Annotated in this window: 12 protein-coding genes and 1 pseudogene; 5 read left to right on the plus strand and 8 right to left on the minus strand. The window is 73.1% G+C overall.

The annotated features are described in order from the left end of the window. The first annotated feature begins 284 nt into the window (after window positions 1–284). A complete protein-coding gene (locus ACLQ24_RS17375; RefSeq protein ID WP_425892774.1) occupies window positions 285–2,042 on the plus strand; it encodes a CDP-glycerol glycerophosphotransferase family protein in 1,758 nt (585 codons plus the stop codon). A 125-nt stretch (window positions 2,043–2,167) separates the two neighbouring features. On the opposite strand, the gene ACLQ24_RS17380 is transcribed toward ACLQ24_RS17375, so the two are convergent. Next, window positions 2,168–2,506, minus strand: coding sequence for a DUF952 domain-containing protein (locus tag ACLQ24_RS17380; protein ID WP_425892775.1), 339 nt, complete (start codon window positions 2,504–2,506; stop codon window positions 2,168–2,170). 126 nt (window positions 2,507–2,632) lie between these two features. Between ACLQ24_RS17380 and ACLQ24_RS17385 the strand changes: the two genes are divergently transcribed. The 3 genes from ACLQ24_RS17385 (at window position 2,633) to ACLQ24_RS17395 (ending at window position 5,121) form a co-directional block, all read left to right on the plus strand. Then, on the plus strand, window positions 2,633–2,944 hold the full coding sequence (locus tag ACLQ24_RS17385; RefSeq protein ID WP_425892776.1) for a hypothetical protein: 312 nt from the start codon (window positions 2,633–2,635) through the stop codon (window positions 2,942–2,944). Between the two features lie 83 nt (window positions 2,945–3,027). Further along, on the plus strand, window positions 3,028–3,684 hold the full coding sequence (locus ACLQ24_RS17390; protein ID WP_425892777.1) for a response regulator transcription factor: 657 nt from the start codon (window positions 3,028–3,030) through the stop codon (window positions 3,682–3,684). A 9-nt stretch (window positions 3,685–3,693) separates the two neighbouring features. Further along, complete coding sequence (locus tag ACLQ24_RS17395) at window positions 3,694–5,121, plus strand: sensor histidine kinase (protein WP_425892778.1); 1,428 nt, start codon at window positions 3,694–3,696, stop codon at window positions 5,119–5,121. Between the two features lie 87 nt (window positions 5,122–5,208). On the opposite strand, the gene ACLQ24_RS17400 is transcribed toward ACLQ24_RS17395, so the two are convergent. From ACLQ24_RS17400 to ACLQ24_RS17415, 4 genes are all read right to left on the minus strand, one after another. Further along, entirely contained in the window at window positions 5,209–6,171 is a 963-nt protein-coding gene (locus ACLQ24_RS17400; RefSeq protein WP_425892779.1) for a TAXI family TRAP transporter solute-binding subunit, read from the minus strand. A 38-nt stretch (window positions 6,172–6,209) separates the two neighbouring features. Further along, window positions 6,210–6,983, minus strand: coding sequence for a hypothetical protein (locus ACLQ24_RS17405; RefSeq protein ID WP_425892780.1), 774 nt, complete (start codon window positions 6,981–6,983; stop codon window positions 6,210–6,212). 104 nt (window positions 6,984–7,087) lie between these two features. After that, window positions 7,088–7,885, minus strand: coding sequence for a peroxide stress protein YaaA (gene yaaA, locus ACLQ24_RS17410; protein ID WP_425892781.1), 798 nt, complete (start codon window positions 7,883–7,885; stop codon window positions 7,088–7,090). Window positions 7,886–7,937: 52 nt separating this feature from the next. Further along, window positions 7,938–9,638 carry an ArnT family glycosyltransferase gene (locus tag ACLQ24_RS17415; protein WP_425892782.1) on the minus strand — a complete coding sequence of 567 codons (1,701 nt, stop codon included), beginning with the start codon at window positions 9,636–9,638 and terminating at the stop codon, window positions 7,938–7,940. Window positions 9,639–9,924: 286 nt separating this feature from the next. On the opposite strand from ACLQ24_RS17415, the gene ACLQ24_RS17420 reads away from it, so the two are divergent. Then, on the plus strand, window positions 9,925–10,905 hold the full coding sequence (locus tag ACLQ24_RS17420) for an App1 family protein (RefSeq protein WP_425892786.1): 981 nt from the start codon (window positions 9,925–9,927) through the stop codon (window positions 10,903–10,905). A gap of 245 nt (window positions 10,906–11,150) precedes the next feature. Here the strand turns inward: ACLQ24_RS17420 and glgB are convergent, their stop codons facing one another. From glgB to ACLQ24_RS17435, 3 genes and pseudogenes are all read right to left on the minus strand, one after another. Then, window positions 11,151–13,253 (minus strand): 1,4-alpha-glucan branching protein GlgB, encoded by a 2,103-nt coding sequence (glgB, locus tag ACLQ24_RS17425; RefSeq protein WP_425892783.1) that lies wholly within the window; start codon window positions 13,251–13,253, stop codon window positions 11,151–11,153. A 362-nt stretch (window positions 13,254–13,615) separates the two neighbouring features. After that, window positions 13,616–15,664 (minus strand): annotated as a pseudogene (locus tag ACLQ24_RS17430) (maltotransferase domain-containing protein); the annotation flags it as partial. Between the two features lie 316 nt (window positions 15,665–15,980). Beyond that, window positions 15,981–16,208, minus strand: a complete 228-nt coding sequence (locus ACLQ24_RS17435) for a winged helix-turn-helix domain-containing protein (RefSeq protein ID WP_425892784.1) — start codon at window positions 16,206–16,208, stop codon at window positions 15,981–15,983. Window positions 16,209–16,746: the final 538 nt, after the last annotated feature.

Genomic DNA, 16,746 nt, shown 5'->3' on the forward strand with positions numbered 1-16,746 from the left:
ACCCGGGTGATACCTCCACGTCCCGCGACGTTAAGGTCGCAGTCACGCGTGAGCGGCCCGTTTCGCTGAATACGGGCCGGTGCGCCCGTGGCACACTGCAATTCAGGAGTTCGGACATCGAACGTGGCGTGTGTGTGGACCGGGCCGGCCCGGCGACGGCGCGCGAGGCTGCGAAGTCCACATCGTCGCGCTGGCCCGGCGTCGTCCGTCACCCACCCCGCTCGGCGTCGCCGTCGAGGGCCCACTCGCCCAGCCGGTCACCACTCGCATAGGGAGCTGTACCTTTGTTCGGCACGTTATCGGGACGCATCGGCGTTGCTGCGTACAGCGCGCTGCTGGTGCTGGCCTACCTGGTCATGCTCGTCGCAGGCGCCTTCGGCTGGGTCGCCCTGTTCGCCGTCGCCGGACTGGCGGCGGTGGTCGGCGAGTTCGCCGTCGCCCGTTGGTCCCCGCCGTCGCAGCTGCTGCTGGAGAAGGTCGGCCTGCACTGGTCGTACCGGCAGTTGACCCGGGACCTGGCAGCCGTGCTGCTGGTCGCCGCGGAGGTCGCCCTCGACGGCACCGAGCTGAGCCTGCTGCTGATCCTGCCGGCGGCGGTGTGGGTCGTCTCGGTCTTCGCCGGCGCGCTCTCCACCATGATCGACCGTCGTAACCCGCTGTCGGCCCTGGTGCGCAACATCGAGCTGGGCCCGATGCACTCGGCCCCTCGGCCACCGGCCTGGGCGGCGGCGGTCGCGGGCGAGCGGATGCCCCTGCTCAACCTGTTGCTGGTCCCGGCCGCGGTGGTCGCCGCAGTGCAGCACGATGCGATTCCGTTCCTCGTGGCCGCCGCGGTGACGGTGGCGGCGACCGGGCTGGTGGGCGCGATCATCGCGGTGACCTGGCTGCGTGGTCGCGGCTCCGGCCAGGGTCCGTTGCTGCCGGCCGTGCAGCGCTGGCTCGACACGTACCGGCCCGAGGTGGCGCTCTACTTCGCCGGCCCGGCCAAGGACGTCTACCAGGCCAACATGTGGCTCGCTCCGACCGAGGCGCTGAACCAGCGCGCGGTGGTGCTGATGCGCAGCCGGGAGGCGTTCGCCGAGCTGGCCGACACCCGTCTGCCGGTGCTCTGCGTACCGGCCGGGGTGGACTTCATGAACCTCGAACTCGGCAGCGTCCGCGCGGCCCTCTACGCCGCGAACGTCGGCGCGAACATCCACATGCTGCGCGAGCCCGGCACGAAGCACGTCTTCGTGGGGCACGGCGACAGCGACAAGCAGGCCAGCGTCAACCCCTACAGCAAGGTGTACGACGAGGTCTGGGTCGCGGGCCTGGCCGGGCGGGAGCGGTACGCCCGCGCCGGGGTGGGCGTGCTCGACGCGGACATCGTGGAGATCGGCCGGCCGCAGTTGGCCGGCGTGCACACCTTCGGAGCCGAGTCGGTGGACCGGCCGTTCACCGTGCTCTACGCGCCCACCTGGGAGGGTTGGCTCGACGACGACCCGTACCACACCTCGCTGGTGCTGATGGGTGAGCGGATCGTCAAGGGCCTGCTGGCCACCAACCCCCGGGTGCGTCTGGTCTACAAGCCGCACCCGCTCACCGGGTCACGGTCGAAGGCGGCCCGGGCCGTGCACGAGCGGATCGTCGAGGCGATCCGGGCGGCCGGCGGCAACCCCAACGCGGCGTCCCTGGACGGCACCGCGCACCTGGTGGTGATCGGCCGCACGCCCGCGCTGTTCGACTGCTTCAACCAGACAGACCTGCTGATCAGCGACGTGTCCAGTGTGGTCTCGGACTTCGTGCAGAGTCAGCGGCCGTACGTGGTGGCCAACCCGGGCGGCCTGCCGGAGGACGAGTTCCGTCGGGAGTATCCGACCGCGCGGGCCGCGTACCTGCTCTCCGCCGACTGCGGTGAGCTGGAGAAGATCGTGGCGGTGACCCGGACCGGTGACGACCCGATGACCGAGGCACGCCGCGACCTGAAGACCTACCTGCTGGGGCCGGCGGAGGCCAACCCGATGGACCGGTTCGCCGAGGAGATCACCCGGCTCTGCCGCTGACACCACGCGCCACGTTCCGCGCCCGGCCCGACACCCGTCGGACCGGGCGCGGTCGCGTCGGGGCTCCGGCGCGGGCGGGCCGGTGGCGCGCTCACCCCGCGACGCAGTCGGGGCGTGGGTGCGGCTCAGTCGAGCAGGGCGGCGACCGCGTCGGCGACCGGGGTGTCCGCCGGCAACGCCCGCGCCGTCACCACCGCGCTCAGCGGCAGTGGCCCGTACAGGTGCGGGAAGAGCTGCCCGCCGCGTGACGGTTCCCAGCGCAGGGCGTCGGCCAGCGCGTCCTCGTCCACGCCCAGCAGGGTGAGGCCGGTGGCGCCGGAGAAGTACCGGCGGGCCGTCTCCACCACCTGGTCGGCGGCGGAGAGGTGGATGAAACCGTCCTGGCGGTCCACGGCCGAGCCGGCGACGACGCCGGCGGCCTGGGCGTCGTCCCACTCGACGGTCGGCAACAGCTTGTAGATCACCTCCGCAGACTACGTCGCCCATGTGGCGCTACGAGAGCGTCGGCCGGCACGCGTTTCGGCCGTACCGCCGCCGACGCCGGCCACCGCCCGGCATGCTCAGGTGGAGCGGCCGGAAAGGGATGGACGATGGCGAGCTACGACGACGACTGGACCGACACCCAGCGCGGGCTGTACGACGAGTGCTACCGGGCCGGCGGCGAGTGGGCCGAGGACCCGGACACCCCGTCCGACGACGTGCAGCACGTGATCAACCTGGCCGAGGCGGACGACGACGCCTTCGACGACGCCGAGATCGACTTCCCGCCCCTGGTCGACGCCGTCACACAGGCCAGTGGCGTCAACGTCACCAGCGTGCCCGCCCGGCACGACGATCCCGGTTTCCGGGGCTTCGCCGACGGCGTCCGTGACGCGGTCGCCGACGACACGTTCGGTCTGTAGCGGACCCGACCGGGAGGCGGCCCTCCCGCTCGCGGCACCCTTCTGCCACCATTCGCAGGACGGCTGCGACGGATGGGGGCACGGTGCGGATCCTGCTGGTGGAGGACGACCGCCGGGTGGCCGCTGCGCTCTCCTCCGCCCTGACCCGCCGCGGCTACCAGGTCGAGCACGCGGCCACCGTCGCGGCCGCGCTGTCCGCCGCCCCCTGCGACCTGGTGCTGCTCGATCTGACCCTGCCCGACGGCGACGGCACCGAGGTGTGTCGGGAGCTGCGCCGACGCAGCAGTCAGCTCGGCATCATCGCGGTGACCGCCCGGGGTGAGGAGCGCGACCGGGTGCTCGGGCTGCGCCTGGGCGCGGACGACTACGTGGTCAAGCCGTTCTCGATGGTGGAGTTGCAGGCCCGGATCGAGGCGGTGCTGCGCCGCGCCGCGCACACCGCGCCCGAGCGGCACCTGATCGAGGCGGGGACGGTGCGCATCGACGTGCCCGCCCGCACGGTGACGGTGGCGGGGCGTGCGGTGACGCTGACCCGCAAGGAGTTCGACGTACTGCTGTCGCTGGCCCGTCAGCCGGGCGTGGCGGTGCCCCGCGACCGCATCCTGCTCGACGCCTGGGGCACCACCTGGGCCGACCCGCACACCGTCGAGGTGCACGTCGGGTCGTTGCGCGGCAAGCTGGGCGACGCGCGCCTGGTGGAGACCGTCCGCGGTGTCGGCTACCGGCTGCGCGATGTGTGAGGGGCCGCCGTGCGCCGCCGACTGGTGATCAGTTACCTGCTGCTGATGGTGCTCGTCCTCGTCGCGCTGGAGAGCCCTCTCGCCGTCACCCTGGCCAGTCGGGAGACCGAACGCGTACGCGCCGACCGGCTCGCGGACGCCACCCGGTTCGCCTCGCTGGCCGGGCCGGCGCTGCGCGGCGGCGAACCCGGGCCGATCGGGGCGGAGCTGCGCAGCTACGACGAGCTGTACGGGATCGGCGCGGCGGTCGTCGACCGGGACCGGGGCATCGTCGTGGATTCGGCGAGCTGGCAGTCCACGGGGACCGCCACGGTGCTGGACCTCGCGCTGTCCGGCCAGCAGAGCAGCGCGCCCGAGTCGGTCTGGCCGTGGTCCGCCGGTCCGGTGGTGGTGGCGGTGCCCATCAACGACGGCGGTGAGGTCCTCGGCGCGGTGGTGATCGTGACGCCGGCCGACGAGATCCGCCGGGCCGTGACCACCTGGTGGCTGCTGCTCACCCTGGCCGGTCTGCTCGTCGTGCTGGCCTGCGTGCTCACCGCGTTCGGGCTGGCCGGATGGGTGCTGCGGCCGGTCACCGAACTGGACGCGGTCACCCACGAGATCGCCGAGGGCGACCGGAGCGCCCGCGTGCAGCACCGACTCGGACCGCCGGAGCTGCGCCGACTCGCGGCCAGCTTCAACCACATGGCCGACGTGGTCTCCGACGTGATGGACCGGCAGCGCGCGTTCGTCGCGCACGCCAGCCATCAGCTACGCAATCCGCTCACCGCGCTGCGGCTGCGGGTGGAGGAGCTGGGTCCCAGCCTGACCGACGCGGACGGGCGCTCCGAGCACCGGTTGGCGTTGGAGGAGACCGACCGGTTGGCGCTGGTGCTCGACGCGCTGCTCACCCTGGCCCGCGCCGAACGTGAGGAGAACGAGCGGGTCACCGTGGACGCCGCCGCCGTGGCGGCCTCCCGGGTGGCCGCGTGGGCGCCGCTGGCCCGGCACCGGTCGGTCGCGCTGCGCCTCGCCACAAGCGACGCCCCGGCGTACGCGTGGACCGTGCCGACCGCCGTGGACCAGGCGCTGGACGCCCTGATCGACAACGCGGTGAAGTTCAGCGGAGCCGGCGGGGCGGTGACGGTGACCGTGGCCCGGTGCGACGACGGGGTGGTCCTGGAGGTACGCGACACCGGCCCGGGGATGACCGAGAGTCAGCTCGGCCAGGCCACCGAGCGGTTCTGGCGGGCCCCGGACGCGCAGAACGTCGACGGCGCGGGGCTCGGTCTGACCATCGCCGCCGTGCTGGTGGACGCCTCCGACGGACGGCTCACCATGCGTGCGGGAACACCGCGCGGGCTGGTCGCCGGCCTGTGGTTCCCGGCGGCCGAGCCGGCGGGAGAGCCGGTGGACGGCGACCCGGCCGCCGACCTGTGGCCCACCCCGGCGGGCTAGCGGTCCGTCGCGGCGGACCGGCAGTTCAGGGGCCGGCCGTCGCGGCGACCCGGCGGTCCACGACGCGGCCGCCCGGCGCCCGGCGGTTCAGGGTTTGGCCGCCCGGTACCAGGCGGCGGCCCCCGGGTGCAGCGGCAGCGGAGCGGTGGCGATCGCCGAGCGGGGGCTCATCCGCCCCGCCGCGGGATGCGCCGCGCCCAGCTCGGCCCGCCGCTCCATCAACAGTCGGGTCACCTCCCGAACCAGCGGCTCGGGCAGGTCGGCCCGCACGATCAGGTAGTTCGGGTCGGCGACCGTGGTCACCGGGTTCATCCCGTACACCGAGCGGGGGATGTCCCGGGAGACGTAGATCTGCCCGTAGCGGGCGCGCAGCGGCTCCGTCCACTCGCCCAGGTCGACGATCCGGGTGGCGCTGCGTCCGGCCAGCTCCTCGATGCCCCGCACCGGCAGACCACCGGAGAAGAAGAACGCGTCGATGCGTCCCGAGCGCAGAGCGGCCACCGAGTCGTCCAGGCCGAGCCGTTCCCGGTGTACCGCGTCGTCGCCGAGCCGGGCCACCTCCAGCAGCCGGGTGGCGGTGACCTCCGTGCCGGAGCCGGCCGCCCCCACCGACACCCGTCGGCCACGCAGGTCGCCGACCGTGCGGACCGGACCGCCGTCGGTCGTGACCAGGTGCAGTTGGTCGTCGTACACCCGGGCCACCGCGTCCACCGGCGGGCTCTGCGTCGGGCTGCTGGGCAGCACGTCGGCCTGGGTGAAACCCAGCTCGGCCGCTCCCGAGCCGACCAGGCGGACGTTCTCCGCCGAGGCCGCGGTGATCACCACGCTGGCCCGTACCCCGGGCAGTTCGCGGTTGAGGATGGTCGCGAGGGACTGCCCGAACGCGTAGTAGACGGCGGTGGGGCTGCCGGTCGCGATCCGGATCTCCACCGGCTCGCCCGGGTCGTCCCGGCAGCCGGCGGTGGTCAGGGCCGCGACCAGCGCCAGCGCCGCCGCCCCCGCGCGGCACCGACCGGCCCGACCCGACGAGGTACGACTCACGCGCTGCACTGTGCGCGCTCCGGCGGGCGCGCGCAAGCCCGTACCCGTCAGTACCTCGGGGGATGTGGGGTCGACCCTCGCTCAGTAGGCGGTCGGCGGGCCGGCTCCGGTACCGCGCCGCGCGCCGGCTCCGGTACCGCGCCGCGCGCCGGCTCCGGTACCGCGCCGCGCGCCGGCTCCGTCGACGCGCTACGCAGGATGCGCTCGCGGTCCGGCCCGTCGGCCACGCTGACCAGGAAACAGCCGGTGCCCGGGCGGAGTACGGCGGGCACGTCGAGCACGGCCGCGCTGCGGATCAGCACGGCGGCCAACTCCCGGTCGGTGAGCCGGATGCCGAGGATGTGCCGCCGCACGTGCCGTCCGCCGGCCAGCAGCGCCGACCGCCACGCCGCCGCCGCGAGTCGGGACGTCCACCGACGGCGGGCCGGCGACGCGCCCGGCACGGGACCGCCCAACAGCTCCCGACGCCCCTGCCACCAGCCCGCGTCCACCAGCCGGGCGTACGCGCTCCGGTGCTCCGGCGGCACCCAGAGTCGGTGCAGCTCGTAGCGGCGGCGTAGCCCGCCGAACGTGACCTCCTGGGTGACCGGGATGTCGAGGCGAGCGAGCAGCTGTCGCATCCGCTGCGCGGCGTCCTCCCGGTTGAACTCGACCCCCGGCGCGTGCGACGGCAGCGTGGTCGTCGGTCGGGCGCCCGCCGGGGGCGCCGTGCAGCGCAGCAGGCAGGCCGCCTCGAACGCGTCGCCCAGGGTCTGCCAGTCCAGCGGGGGTGGCGTCGCCGGCGAGCGGGGCCGGTCGAGCAGGGCGGGATTACGGGCCAACGAAGGCTCCTTTGTCGGAGTCTGGGTTCCCCTACCGTGGCCCCTGCGCGGCCGTTGCGGAACGTGTCCCGCCCAGCCTTGAGCAAATCTTGCGGCTTACGCCGCTACAGGTCGGTGACCACCAGATCCACCTGCCGCACCCGGCCGGCGGCGGCCGGTTCCTCCGCCACGGTGTGCTTCAGCTCCCGCAGTGTGCCGATCAGCTCCGCGGCGGTGCGCGGCTTGACGCCGGCCAGGAGCAGGTCGCGCACCAGACGCCCCTTGGTCGCCTTGTTGAAGTGACTCACGACCGAGCGGACGGGCACGCCGTCGACCTCCCGCTCGTGCAGCACCCGTACGGTGACCGTCCGCTCGGCCAGCTCACCGCGCGGCGTCCAGGTGGCCGCGTACGCGCCGGAGCGCAGGTCCAGCACCGGGCCCCGACCGGCCGCGCCGGCCAGGACCGGCGGCAGCTCCCGGCGCCAGTACGCCGACAGCGCCCCGATGTCCGGCAGGCGGGCCCCGATCGGGCAGCGGTACGGCGGAATCCGGTCGGCGAGGCGTACCGCGCCCCATAGCCCGGAGCTGATGAGGATCGACCGGCGGGCCGCCCGCAGCGCCGTCGACGGCAGCGTGGCCAGCTCCAACGCCTCGTAGAGCACCCCGGTGTAGAGCCGCTCGGCAGGTGCGGTGGCCGCCTCCCGCAGCCGGGAGTTGCGGCGCAGTTCGCCGCGCTGGCCGTCGCTGAGCCCGAGCGCGGTCAACGCGGCCTCCTCGTCCGGCGCCACGCTGAGCGCCACGAGAGCGTCGAGGACGCGCTCGCGGGCCGGGTTCAGCTCCGGCAGCGAGAGCTTGTCCGGCGTCCACCGCCGCCCGGTGCCGGCGTCGGCCTTGCCCTCCGAGGGTGGCAGCAGGATGAGCATCGGGTCTCCTCGAACGGGTACGGCGGCGGCCCGGCCAGCGTACGACCCGTCGTTACCGCCACGGCCGCACCGGGGTGTCGGGGTGGTACACGCGATAGCCACCCACCTCGCGTACCGGGGCGGCGTCGGGCCGGTCGGCGAGCAGCCGACGCAGCCGCCGGTCCATCGGCGAGTCGGTCTCCACCACGTAACCCGGCCGCGCGGCCCGCCCGACCTGCCGCCAGTACGGCCGGTAGCGGTTCTGCCCGGGGGACAGGTCGCCGTCCAGCACTCCGCACACCACCGTCTCGTCGGTGTTGAAGATGAGCCGGTTGCAGGTCCAGTAGTCCCCGTACACCTCGTGGGGTCCGTCGGCGCGCAGCGCGACGGCCAGCTCCCGGGCCTGACGCTCCTCGGTCCGTGACGCGGCCGTGCCGCTGGTCGCGAAGAGCACGGTGACCACCAACGTCGTCGCGGCCAGCGCCGCCAGCACGGCGGTGGCCAGCGCACCGGTCAGCCGACCGAACGCGCCCACCGTGCCCCGCCAGCCGGCCAGGGCCACGGCCCAGAGCGGCCAGAGCACCGCCGGCAGCGACAGTTGCAGCACCGACAGGTAGCGGGCGTTGTCCAGCGGGCTGGTCGCGGCGAGCGGGCTGCGCACGTACGACAGCAGGGTCAACGCCGCACCGACGACCAGCGCGAGCTGCACCACCGGCCCGACCCGCGCGGCCCGTGGCGTGCCCCCGGCGGGTGGCGTGCCCGCGGGCCGTGTCGTGCGCGCGGGCCGTGTCGTGCGCGCGGCGCGGTCGCCGGTTGGCGTGCCCGCGGCCCGGCGGTACGCGACGAGCGCGAGCGCCGCGGCGGCCACCAGCAGCACCGGGTAGAGCAATCCGAACCACTGCTGCCAGCGGCCGCAGCCGTCGACCGGGCAGAGCCCGTGCGCCAGCGGTACCCCCTCCAACAGGCCGCCCCGGATTCGGTCGGACCATGGCGGCAGCGGGCCGGCCTTGGTGCTGACCTCCCGGAACACCGTCAGCGAGTCCTCACCCGGCCCGGCACGGAGGTTGTCGACGATCATCGGCGCGACCCCGACCACGAAACCCGCCACCACCAGCAGCCCGGCCCAGCCGAGCAGTTCCCGCCGCACCGCCCAGAGCAGGGCCACCGCGGCGACCGCCAGGTACGGCAGGATCAGCCAGTCCGACCAGGCGGCCAGCCCGGCCAGCAGCCCGAACAGCGCGACGGCCAGTCGACGGTGGCGCACCGACCCGGCGGCCAGCCCCACGGTGATCAGCAGCATCAACAGCACCGCCGGTTTGACCTCCGGTCGACCCCCGACCACGGTGAGCTGGTCGCGCACCACCCGCTCCGGCCCAAGCGCCAGCAGACCGACCACGAGGACGGCGAACCACGGCGGGTAGAGCCGACGGGTGAGCCGGTACACGAGGTAGAGGAATACCGCGTACAGGGCGAGCATCGGCAGCCGCAGCACCGGCCAGCTCGGCCCGGCCACGGCGAGCAGGGGCGCGGCCAGGTAGGACTCCAGCATCCCCATGTAGTGCTGGCCGTAGAGGAAGACGGGACGCTCCCGACCCTGCCCGATGTGCAGGGCGGCCAGCCCGAAGGTCGCCTCGTCGCTGTTCGACACCGGCACGGTAAACAGCGTCAGGACCAGCCGGTACCCGACACCGACCAGACCGAACAGCAGCGCGACGAGCGCCGGCCGGTCGAGTCGCGGACGCCACCGCCCGCGGTGCTGCTCTGGATGCGACACGACCACGCCCCCGTCGTCGTCCCGACCGGAGTGTTTCACGGACCGCGGGCCGGCGGGCCGCTTCGGCGCAGTCCGGGTGGCTTCGCGTGGCAGTGGCCGTGGTCCGCGCCGGGTCGCCTGGCGGTGGTCCGGGTCGGTGCGCGTGGCCGTGGTCCGAAGGCGGTGCGCGCGGGCGGCCCTCGAACCGGCTCGCGTGGCCGTCGGCGTCGGCGTGTGGCAGGGTTGGCGGGTGCCACCCACACCCGCCGGCGAACTGGCCGTGCCGAATCTGCACCGGGCCGCGCGGATCGAGGACGCCGTGCACCAGCTCGTGGAGCGTCGGCTGCGGCGCACCGGCTGGCGGATGAACATCGTCGCGTACACCGGCTACGGCCGCCCGGGCTGGGTGCGCGTGATGTGCCGGGTGCTGCTGGGGCGTCCGGACACCCGCCACCGGGGCCGGCTGGAGAAGGTCCGTGGCTGGCGTAGCTTCACCACCCTGCCCGCCAAGCACGTCACCGTGCACATCGAGGCCGGCGGGGTGCGCCACGAGGCCCGCGCCGACCGCAGCGGCTTCATCGACACGCTCGTCGAGGCCGACCTGCCGCCCGGGTGGGGCACCGTGCGGCTCAGCGTGGCCGACGCCGAGCCGGTCGACGCGCCCGTGCGCATCATCGACCCGGATGTCAAGTTCGGCATCCTCTCCGACATCGACGACACGGTGATGGTCACGGCGCTGCCCCGGCCCCTGCTCGCCGCGTGGAACACCTTCGTCCTCGACGAGCACGCCCGCGCCGCCGTACCCGGCATGGCGGTGCTCTACGAGCGGCTCGTCACCGCACACCCGGGCGCGCCGGTCTTCTACCTCTCCACCGGCGCCTGGAACGTCGCGCCCACGTTGACGCGGTTCCTGTCCCGGCACCTCTACCCGGCCGGGCCGCTGCTGCTCACCGACTGGGGTCCGACCGCCGACCGCTGGTTCCGCAGCGGCATGGAGCACAAGCGCTCCACCCTCGCGCGGCTGGCCAAGGAGTTCCCCGACGTACGCTGGCTGCTCGTCGGCGACGACGGCCAGCACGACCAGGAGATCTACCGGGAGTTCGCCGCCGCCCACCCGGAGAACGTCGCCGGGGTGGCGATCCGCCGGCTGTCCCCGACCCAGTCGGTGCTGGCCGGTAGCCTGCCCGCTCCAGCGGGACGGCCGTCGGGGCCGGTGGGGCAGAAGTGGTTGTCCGCGCCGGACGGCGCCGGCCTGTGGCAGCTACTCCGCGACGCCGGCCTGGTCTGAGCGCCGGCTGGTGCCTGAGCCGAGGCGTGCGGTCGCCAAGGTCCGCGCAACATCAGGGATGTTGCTGTCTCCCGCGCGCCGGAGGCAGCAACATTCGGGAAGTTGCTCGGATCTCCATGCCTCCGAGCACCCAGTTACGCGAGCCATCCCATGATCGTGCTCGATCCAGCAAACAGGCCCCCTCGTCGGGGACGAGGCCACTACAACCAGGATCGAGCACGATCAACCCGAGCAGGCAGCGGGGGTCAGCCTTGGCGGAGCCAGATGACGCCCAGTGGGGGCACCTGGAGGGCCGCGGATGCCACCATCCCGTGCCACGGCACGTCCTCGGCGTGCACAGCCCCCAGGTTGCCCACCCCGGAACCGCCGTAGTGGTGGGCGTCGGTGTTGAGCACCTCGGTCCACGTCCCGCCTGCCGGTAGCCCGATCCGGTAGGCGTGCAGCGGGGACGCGGAGAAGTTCGCCACGCACACCAGCGTCGAGCCGTCCGGGGCGATCCGGACGAAGGAGACGGTGTTGTTGGCGACGTCGTCCCCGGCGATCCAGCGGAACCCGGCCGGTTCGGTGTCCTGCGCCCAGAGCGCCGGGGTGGCCCGGTAGACGCGGTTGAGGTCACCGACGAGCCGCTGCACGCCGGCGCGGGCCGGGTCGTGCAGCAGGTACCAGTCGAGGCCGCGCTCCTCGCTCCACTCCCGGTCGTCGGCCAGCTCGGAGCCCATGAACAGCAACTGCTTGCCGGGGTGCGCCCACATGTACGCCAGTAGCGCCCGGACGTTCGCCAGTCGCTGCCAGGTGTCCCCGGGCATCTTGCCGGCCAGCGAGCCCTTGCCGTGCACGACCTCGTCGTGGCTGATCGGCAGCACGTAGTTCTCGCTCCAGGCGTACGCCAGGGAGAACGTGAGCTGATGGTGGTGGTGCTGGCGGTAGATCGGGTCCTTCGAGGTGTAGAGCAGGGTGTCGTGCATCCAGCCCATGTTCCACTTGAACCCGAAGCCCAGCCCGCCGCCGGCGGTGGACTGGGTGACCCCCGGCCAGGCGGTGGACTCCTCGGCGATCAGCACGACCCCGGCGTGGTGCTTGTAGACCGTCGCGTTCACCTCCTGCATGAGCGCGATGGCCTCCAGGTTCTCCCGACCGCCGTACTGGTTGGGGGACCACTGGCCCTCCTCGCGAGAGTAGTCCAGGTAGAGCATCGACGCGACCGCGTCGACCCGCAGCCCGTCGACGTGGAACTCCTCGCACCAGTAGAGCGCGTTGGCGACCAGGAAGTTGCGCACCTCGCGGCGGCCGAAGTCGAAGACGTACGTGCCCCAGTCGGGGTGCTCGCCGCGCCGGGGGTCGGGGTGCTCGTAGAGCGGGGTGCCGTCGAACCGGGCGAGGGCCCACTCGTCCTTGGGGAAGTGCGCGGGCACCCAGTCGAGGATCACGCCGATGCCCGCGTCGTGCAGGGCGTCGACGAGGTGGCGGAACTCGTCTGGTTCACCGAAGCGGGACGTCGGCGCGTAGTAGCCGGTCACCTGGTAGCCCCAGGAGCCGCCGAACGGGTGCTCCATCACCGGCAGGAACTCCACGTGCGTGAAGCCCAGCTCGGTGACGTACGCGGTGAGCTGGTCGGCCAGCTCCCGGTAGCCGAGGCCGGGCCGCCAGGAGCCGAGGTGCACCTCGTAGACGCTCATCGGCTCCTGGTGCGGCTGGCGCTCGGCCCGCCGGGCGAGCCAGTCGGCGTCGTTCCACCGGTACGTCGAGCGGTGCACCACCGAGGCGGTGGCCGGCGGCACCTCGGCGTACGCCGCCAGGGGGTCGGCCTTGTCCCGCCACTGCCCGTCGGCGCCGAGCACCCGGTACTTGTAGCGGGCCCCGACCCGCGCGTTGGGGACGAACAGCTCCCACACGCCGCTGGAGCCGAGCGACCGCATCGGCCACCCGTCGTCGGACCCCCAGCCGGTGAAGTCGCCGACCACGCGTACGCCTTGGGCGTTGGGGGCCCAGACGCTGAACGCCACGCCCTCGTCGAACACCCGCGCGCCGAGCACGTCCCACAGCCGCTCGTGCCGGCCCTCGCCGATGAGGTGCAGGTCCAGCTCGCCGAGGGTGGGCGGGTAGCGGTACGGGTCGTCGTGCGCCGTGCCGTCGACCTCCACCCGGTAGTCGAGCACGGTGCCCTCGACCTGCGCCTCGAAGACGCCCAGGTCGTGCACCCGCTTCATGGGGTGCCGTTCGTCGCCGACGAGCAGCAGCACGTCGCCCGCGCCCCGGCGCATCGTGCGGATCGTTGTCGACCCCTCGGCGGGGTGCGCGCCGAGCAGCGCGTGCGGGTCGTGCGTCACGCCGGTGATCAGCTGGTCCATCGGTCGTCCTTCGGGGCGGAAGCGGTCGGCGCGGAGCGGGACGGGCGGGTGGCAGCCGGGCTGGGCGCGGACGGGCGGCCGGCCGAGGATTGGGCGGCAGCCGCACGGGCCGCCGCACGGGCCGCCAGGGTGGCCGGCGTCGCCGGCGCCGTGGCCGGGGCAGATGGCGCGCTGGCCGGGGTCACCGGCGCGGTGGCCGGGGGTGGCGGCGCGGTGGCCGGGGGCGGCGGCGCGGTGGCCGGGGTCACCGGCGCGGTGGCCGGGGGCGGCGGCGCGCTGGCCGGGGTCACCGGCGCGGTGGCCGGCGGCGACGGTTGGGTAACCGGGCGCTCTGCGACGCTGGCCGGGAGCGACGGCTCGGTGGCCGGGGCCACCGGTGCGGTGCCGCCGGACAGCTCCTCCGGAACGTCGGTGACGGTGAGATCCGCCGGTTCGACACTGGCCGGCTCGGGCACGGCGGGCGGCGTCGGGCGGCGGACGGTCAGCACGTGCGCCGGTTGCAGGTACGGGTCGAGCCGTACCGCGTTGCGCTGCCCCCAGTCGTAGCTGGTGCCGGTCAGCTCGTCGTACACGGTGAACCGCTCGTGCCAGTCGAACCCGAGCGCCGGCATGTCGAGCGTCGTGTTGCCCCACTGCACCTCGCGCGAGTCGAACGAGCAGATCACGATGACGGTGTTGCCGGTCGCCGGGTCGTGCTTCGACCAGCACAGCAGCGCCGGGTTGTCGATCTCGTGGAAGCGCAGGTTGCGGAGCTGGTGCAGGGCCGGGTTGTTTCGGCGTACCCGGTTGAGGATGGTCAGGAACGGTGCCAGCGAGCGGCCCTGTGCCTCGGCGGCGGCCCAGTCGCGCGGGCGCAGCTCGTACTTCTCGTTGTCCAGGTACTCTTCCGCGCCCGGCCGGGCCACGTGCTCGAACAGCTCGAAACCGGCGTACAGGCCCCAGGAGGGTGAGAGCAGCGCGGCCAGCACCGCCCGGATCTTGAACATCGGCGGGCCGCCGTGCTGCAACGAGGAGTGCAGGATGTCCGGCGTGTTCGGCCAGAAGTTCGGCCGCATGTGGTCGGCCGACGCGACCAGCTCCTCGCAGTACTCCCGCATCTGCGCGGCCGTCGTGCGCCAGGTGAAATAGGTGTACGACTGCGTGAAGCCGATCTTGCCGAGCCCATGCATGATGGCCGGTCGGGTGAACGCCTCGGCGAGGAAGAGCACGTCCTCATCGACCTTCTTGACCTCGGCGATCAGCCAGTGCCAGAAGTCGAACGGCTTGGTGTGCGGGTTGTCGACCCGGAAGATCCGGACGCCCTCGCCCACCCAGTGCAGCACGACCCGCAGCACCTCGGCCCGGATGCCCTCGGGGTCGTTGTCGAAGTTGACCGGGTAGATGTCCTGGTACTTCTTCGGCGGGTTCTCCGCGTACGCGATGCTGCCGTCGGCCCGGGTGGTGAACCACTCCGGGTGCTCGGTGACCCACGGGTGGTCCGGCGCGCACTGCAACGCCAGGTCCATCGCCACCTCCAGGCCCTGCGCCGCCGCCGCCTCGACGAACGCCCGGAAGTCTGCCGGCGTACCCAGGTCGGGGTGGATCGTGTCGTGGCCGCCCTCGGCGGCGCCGATGGCCCACGGCGAGCCAACGTCGGTCGGGCCGGCGGTGAGCGCGTTGTTGCGACCCTTGCGGTTGACTCGGCCGATCGGGTGGATCGGCGGCAGGTAGAGCACGTCGAAGCCCATCGCCGCGACACCCGGCAGCCGCTCGGTGGCGGTGGCGAAGGTGCCGGAGCGCCCACCCGCCGCTCCTTCGGAGCGCGGGAAGAACTCGTACCAGGCCGAGAAGAGGGCCCGCTTGCGGTCAACCCAGAGGGAGTACGCGTCACCGACGGTCACCAACTCCCGCACCGGGTGCTCCCAGAGCAGGTCGGCGAGGGCGAGCGCGGGGTCGACCCGCTGCGGTAACGGCAGGTCGGTGTCGGCGAGGGCGGTGAGCGCGTCGGCGACGCGGGCCCGGTCGGCGGTTGGCACGAGGGCCCGGGCGGCGGCGAGCACCCGGGTGCCCTCGGCCAGGTCGTTGGCGAGATCCTCCGGGCCCTGCCCGGCGGCGATCTTCTTGGTCACCGCGTTCTGCCAGGTCAGGTACGGGTCCTGGAACGCCTCGACGGCGAAGGTCCAGGAGCCGACGGCGTCCGGGCGGATCGTGGCGTGCCAGCGGTCCTGGCCGGGCTCGCCGGGGCGCATCCGGGTGAACGGGCGCTGCTCGCCGTCCGGGCCACCCCACACCACGTTGCAGCCCAGCGCGTCGTGCCCCTCCCGGTAGGCGCGCGCCGACACCGGAACCGGCTCGTCGACCACCGCCTTGGCCGGGTATCGCCCGCACGAGACGACGGGGGAGACGTCTTCGATCGGGAACCGTCCTGTCACCCCGCCAACCTACTGTGCGAGATCGGCTCGCGCGCGGCCAAGCACCCTGGTCACTCTCTGCCCGATGGGCACGCGACCCAAGATCCGCTCACTTTCGGGGAAACTGCTGCATCGGAGCGCGTTGAGGCAGCAGTTTCCCCGAAGTTGCGCGGATCTCCGCGGGGCATCACGCGAACGGGCCAGGTGGGCGGTTCCCGAGCGCGAGCCTGTGGTGGCATTCGAGCGGCCGACGATCGGTGGCGCCTCAGCAGCACCGCGCTCGGCGTGTCGTACCGCTCAGCAGCCAACGATCAAGGAAGCGACGTTGGGCTCGGGTTCAGGCGGGCGGGTTGGGGGCCACGAAAGAGCCCTTGCCCTGGCGAGTGACGATCCAGCCTCGCTCCTCCAGGATCCGAAGGGCGTAACGCACAGGCCACGCGCTCGACTGGTACTGCTCACGCATCTCGGCGATGGACGGCAGCTTGTCGCCCGGTTTGAGGGTGCCGCTGCGGATTGAAGCAGCGACGTCATCGATGATCTGCTCATACAGCGGTGATTGCGGCATGGTGGCGCCACCTCTCGTCAGCGCACCGATCTTCGCACTCTGGGTAACTCACCGTGCATGCTCTGTTGACTGTGACGGCAGTGCCTTCTAAGTTGGGGTGGGTAGGGGTTCTCTCGTCAGCAACGGAGTGCCTCCAGTCGGGGCGGGAGTGTCCCCAGGTTGCTTCCGCCCCGGGCCGATCGCCCGATCAGCCGCCGTTCCCCATGTTCCCCATGTTCCCCATGTTCGCCATCTCGATCGCGCTGTTCAGGAGGCACGATGTATGAACGTTCGCCGGATGGGCCGTTGCCGCCCGCCAATCCGGTTGCCGGTGCGCGCCCTCGGCTGCCGGACGGCGCCGGCCTGTGGCAGCTACTCCGCGACGCCGGCCTGGTCTGACCCCTCGACCGGAACGCGAGAACCCCCGGACACCGCGACTCCTGCGGCACCCGGGAATTTTTCTCGTGTACTACGGCAGGCTTGCATGGGCGGTTCGGTGGGTGTGGTTCACCGCTCGGCGGCGCGGTCGGATACCAGTCCCGTGATGGCGAGGATGGTG

It is taken from the genome of Micromonospora sp. DT4, assembly GCF_049841675.1.
In the GTDB taxonomy this organism is placed as follows: Bacteria; Actinomycetota; Actinomycetes; order Mycobacteriales; family Micromonosporaceae; genus Micromonospora.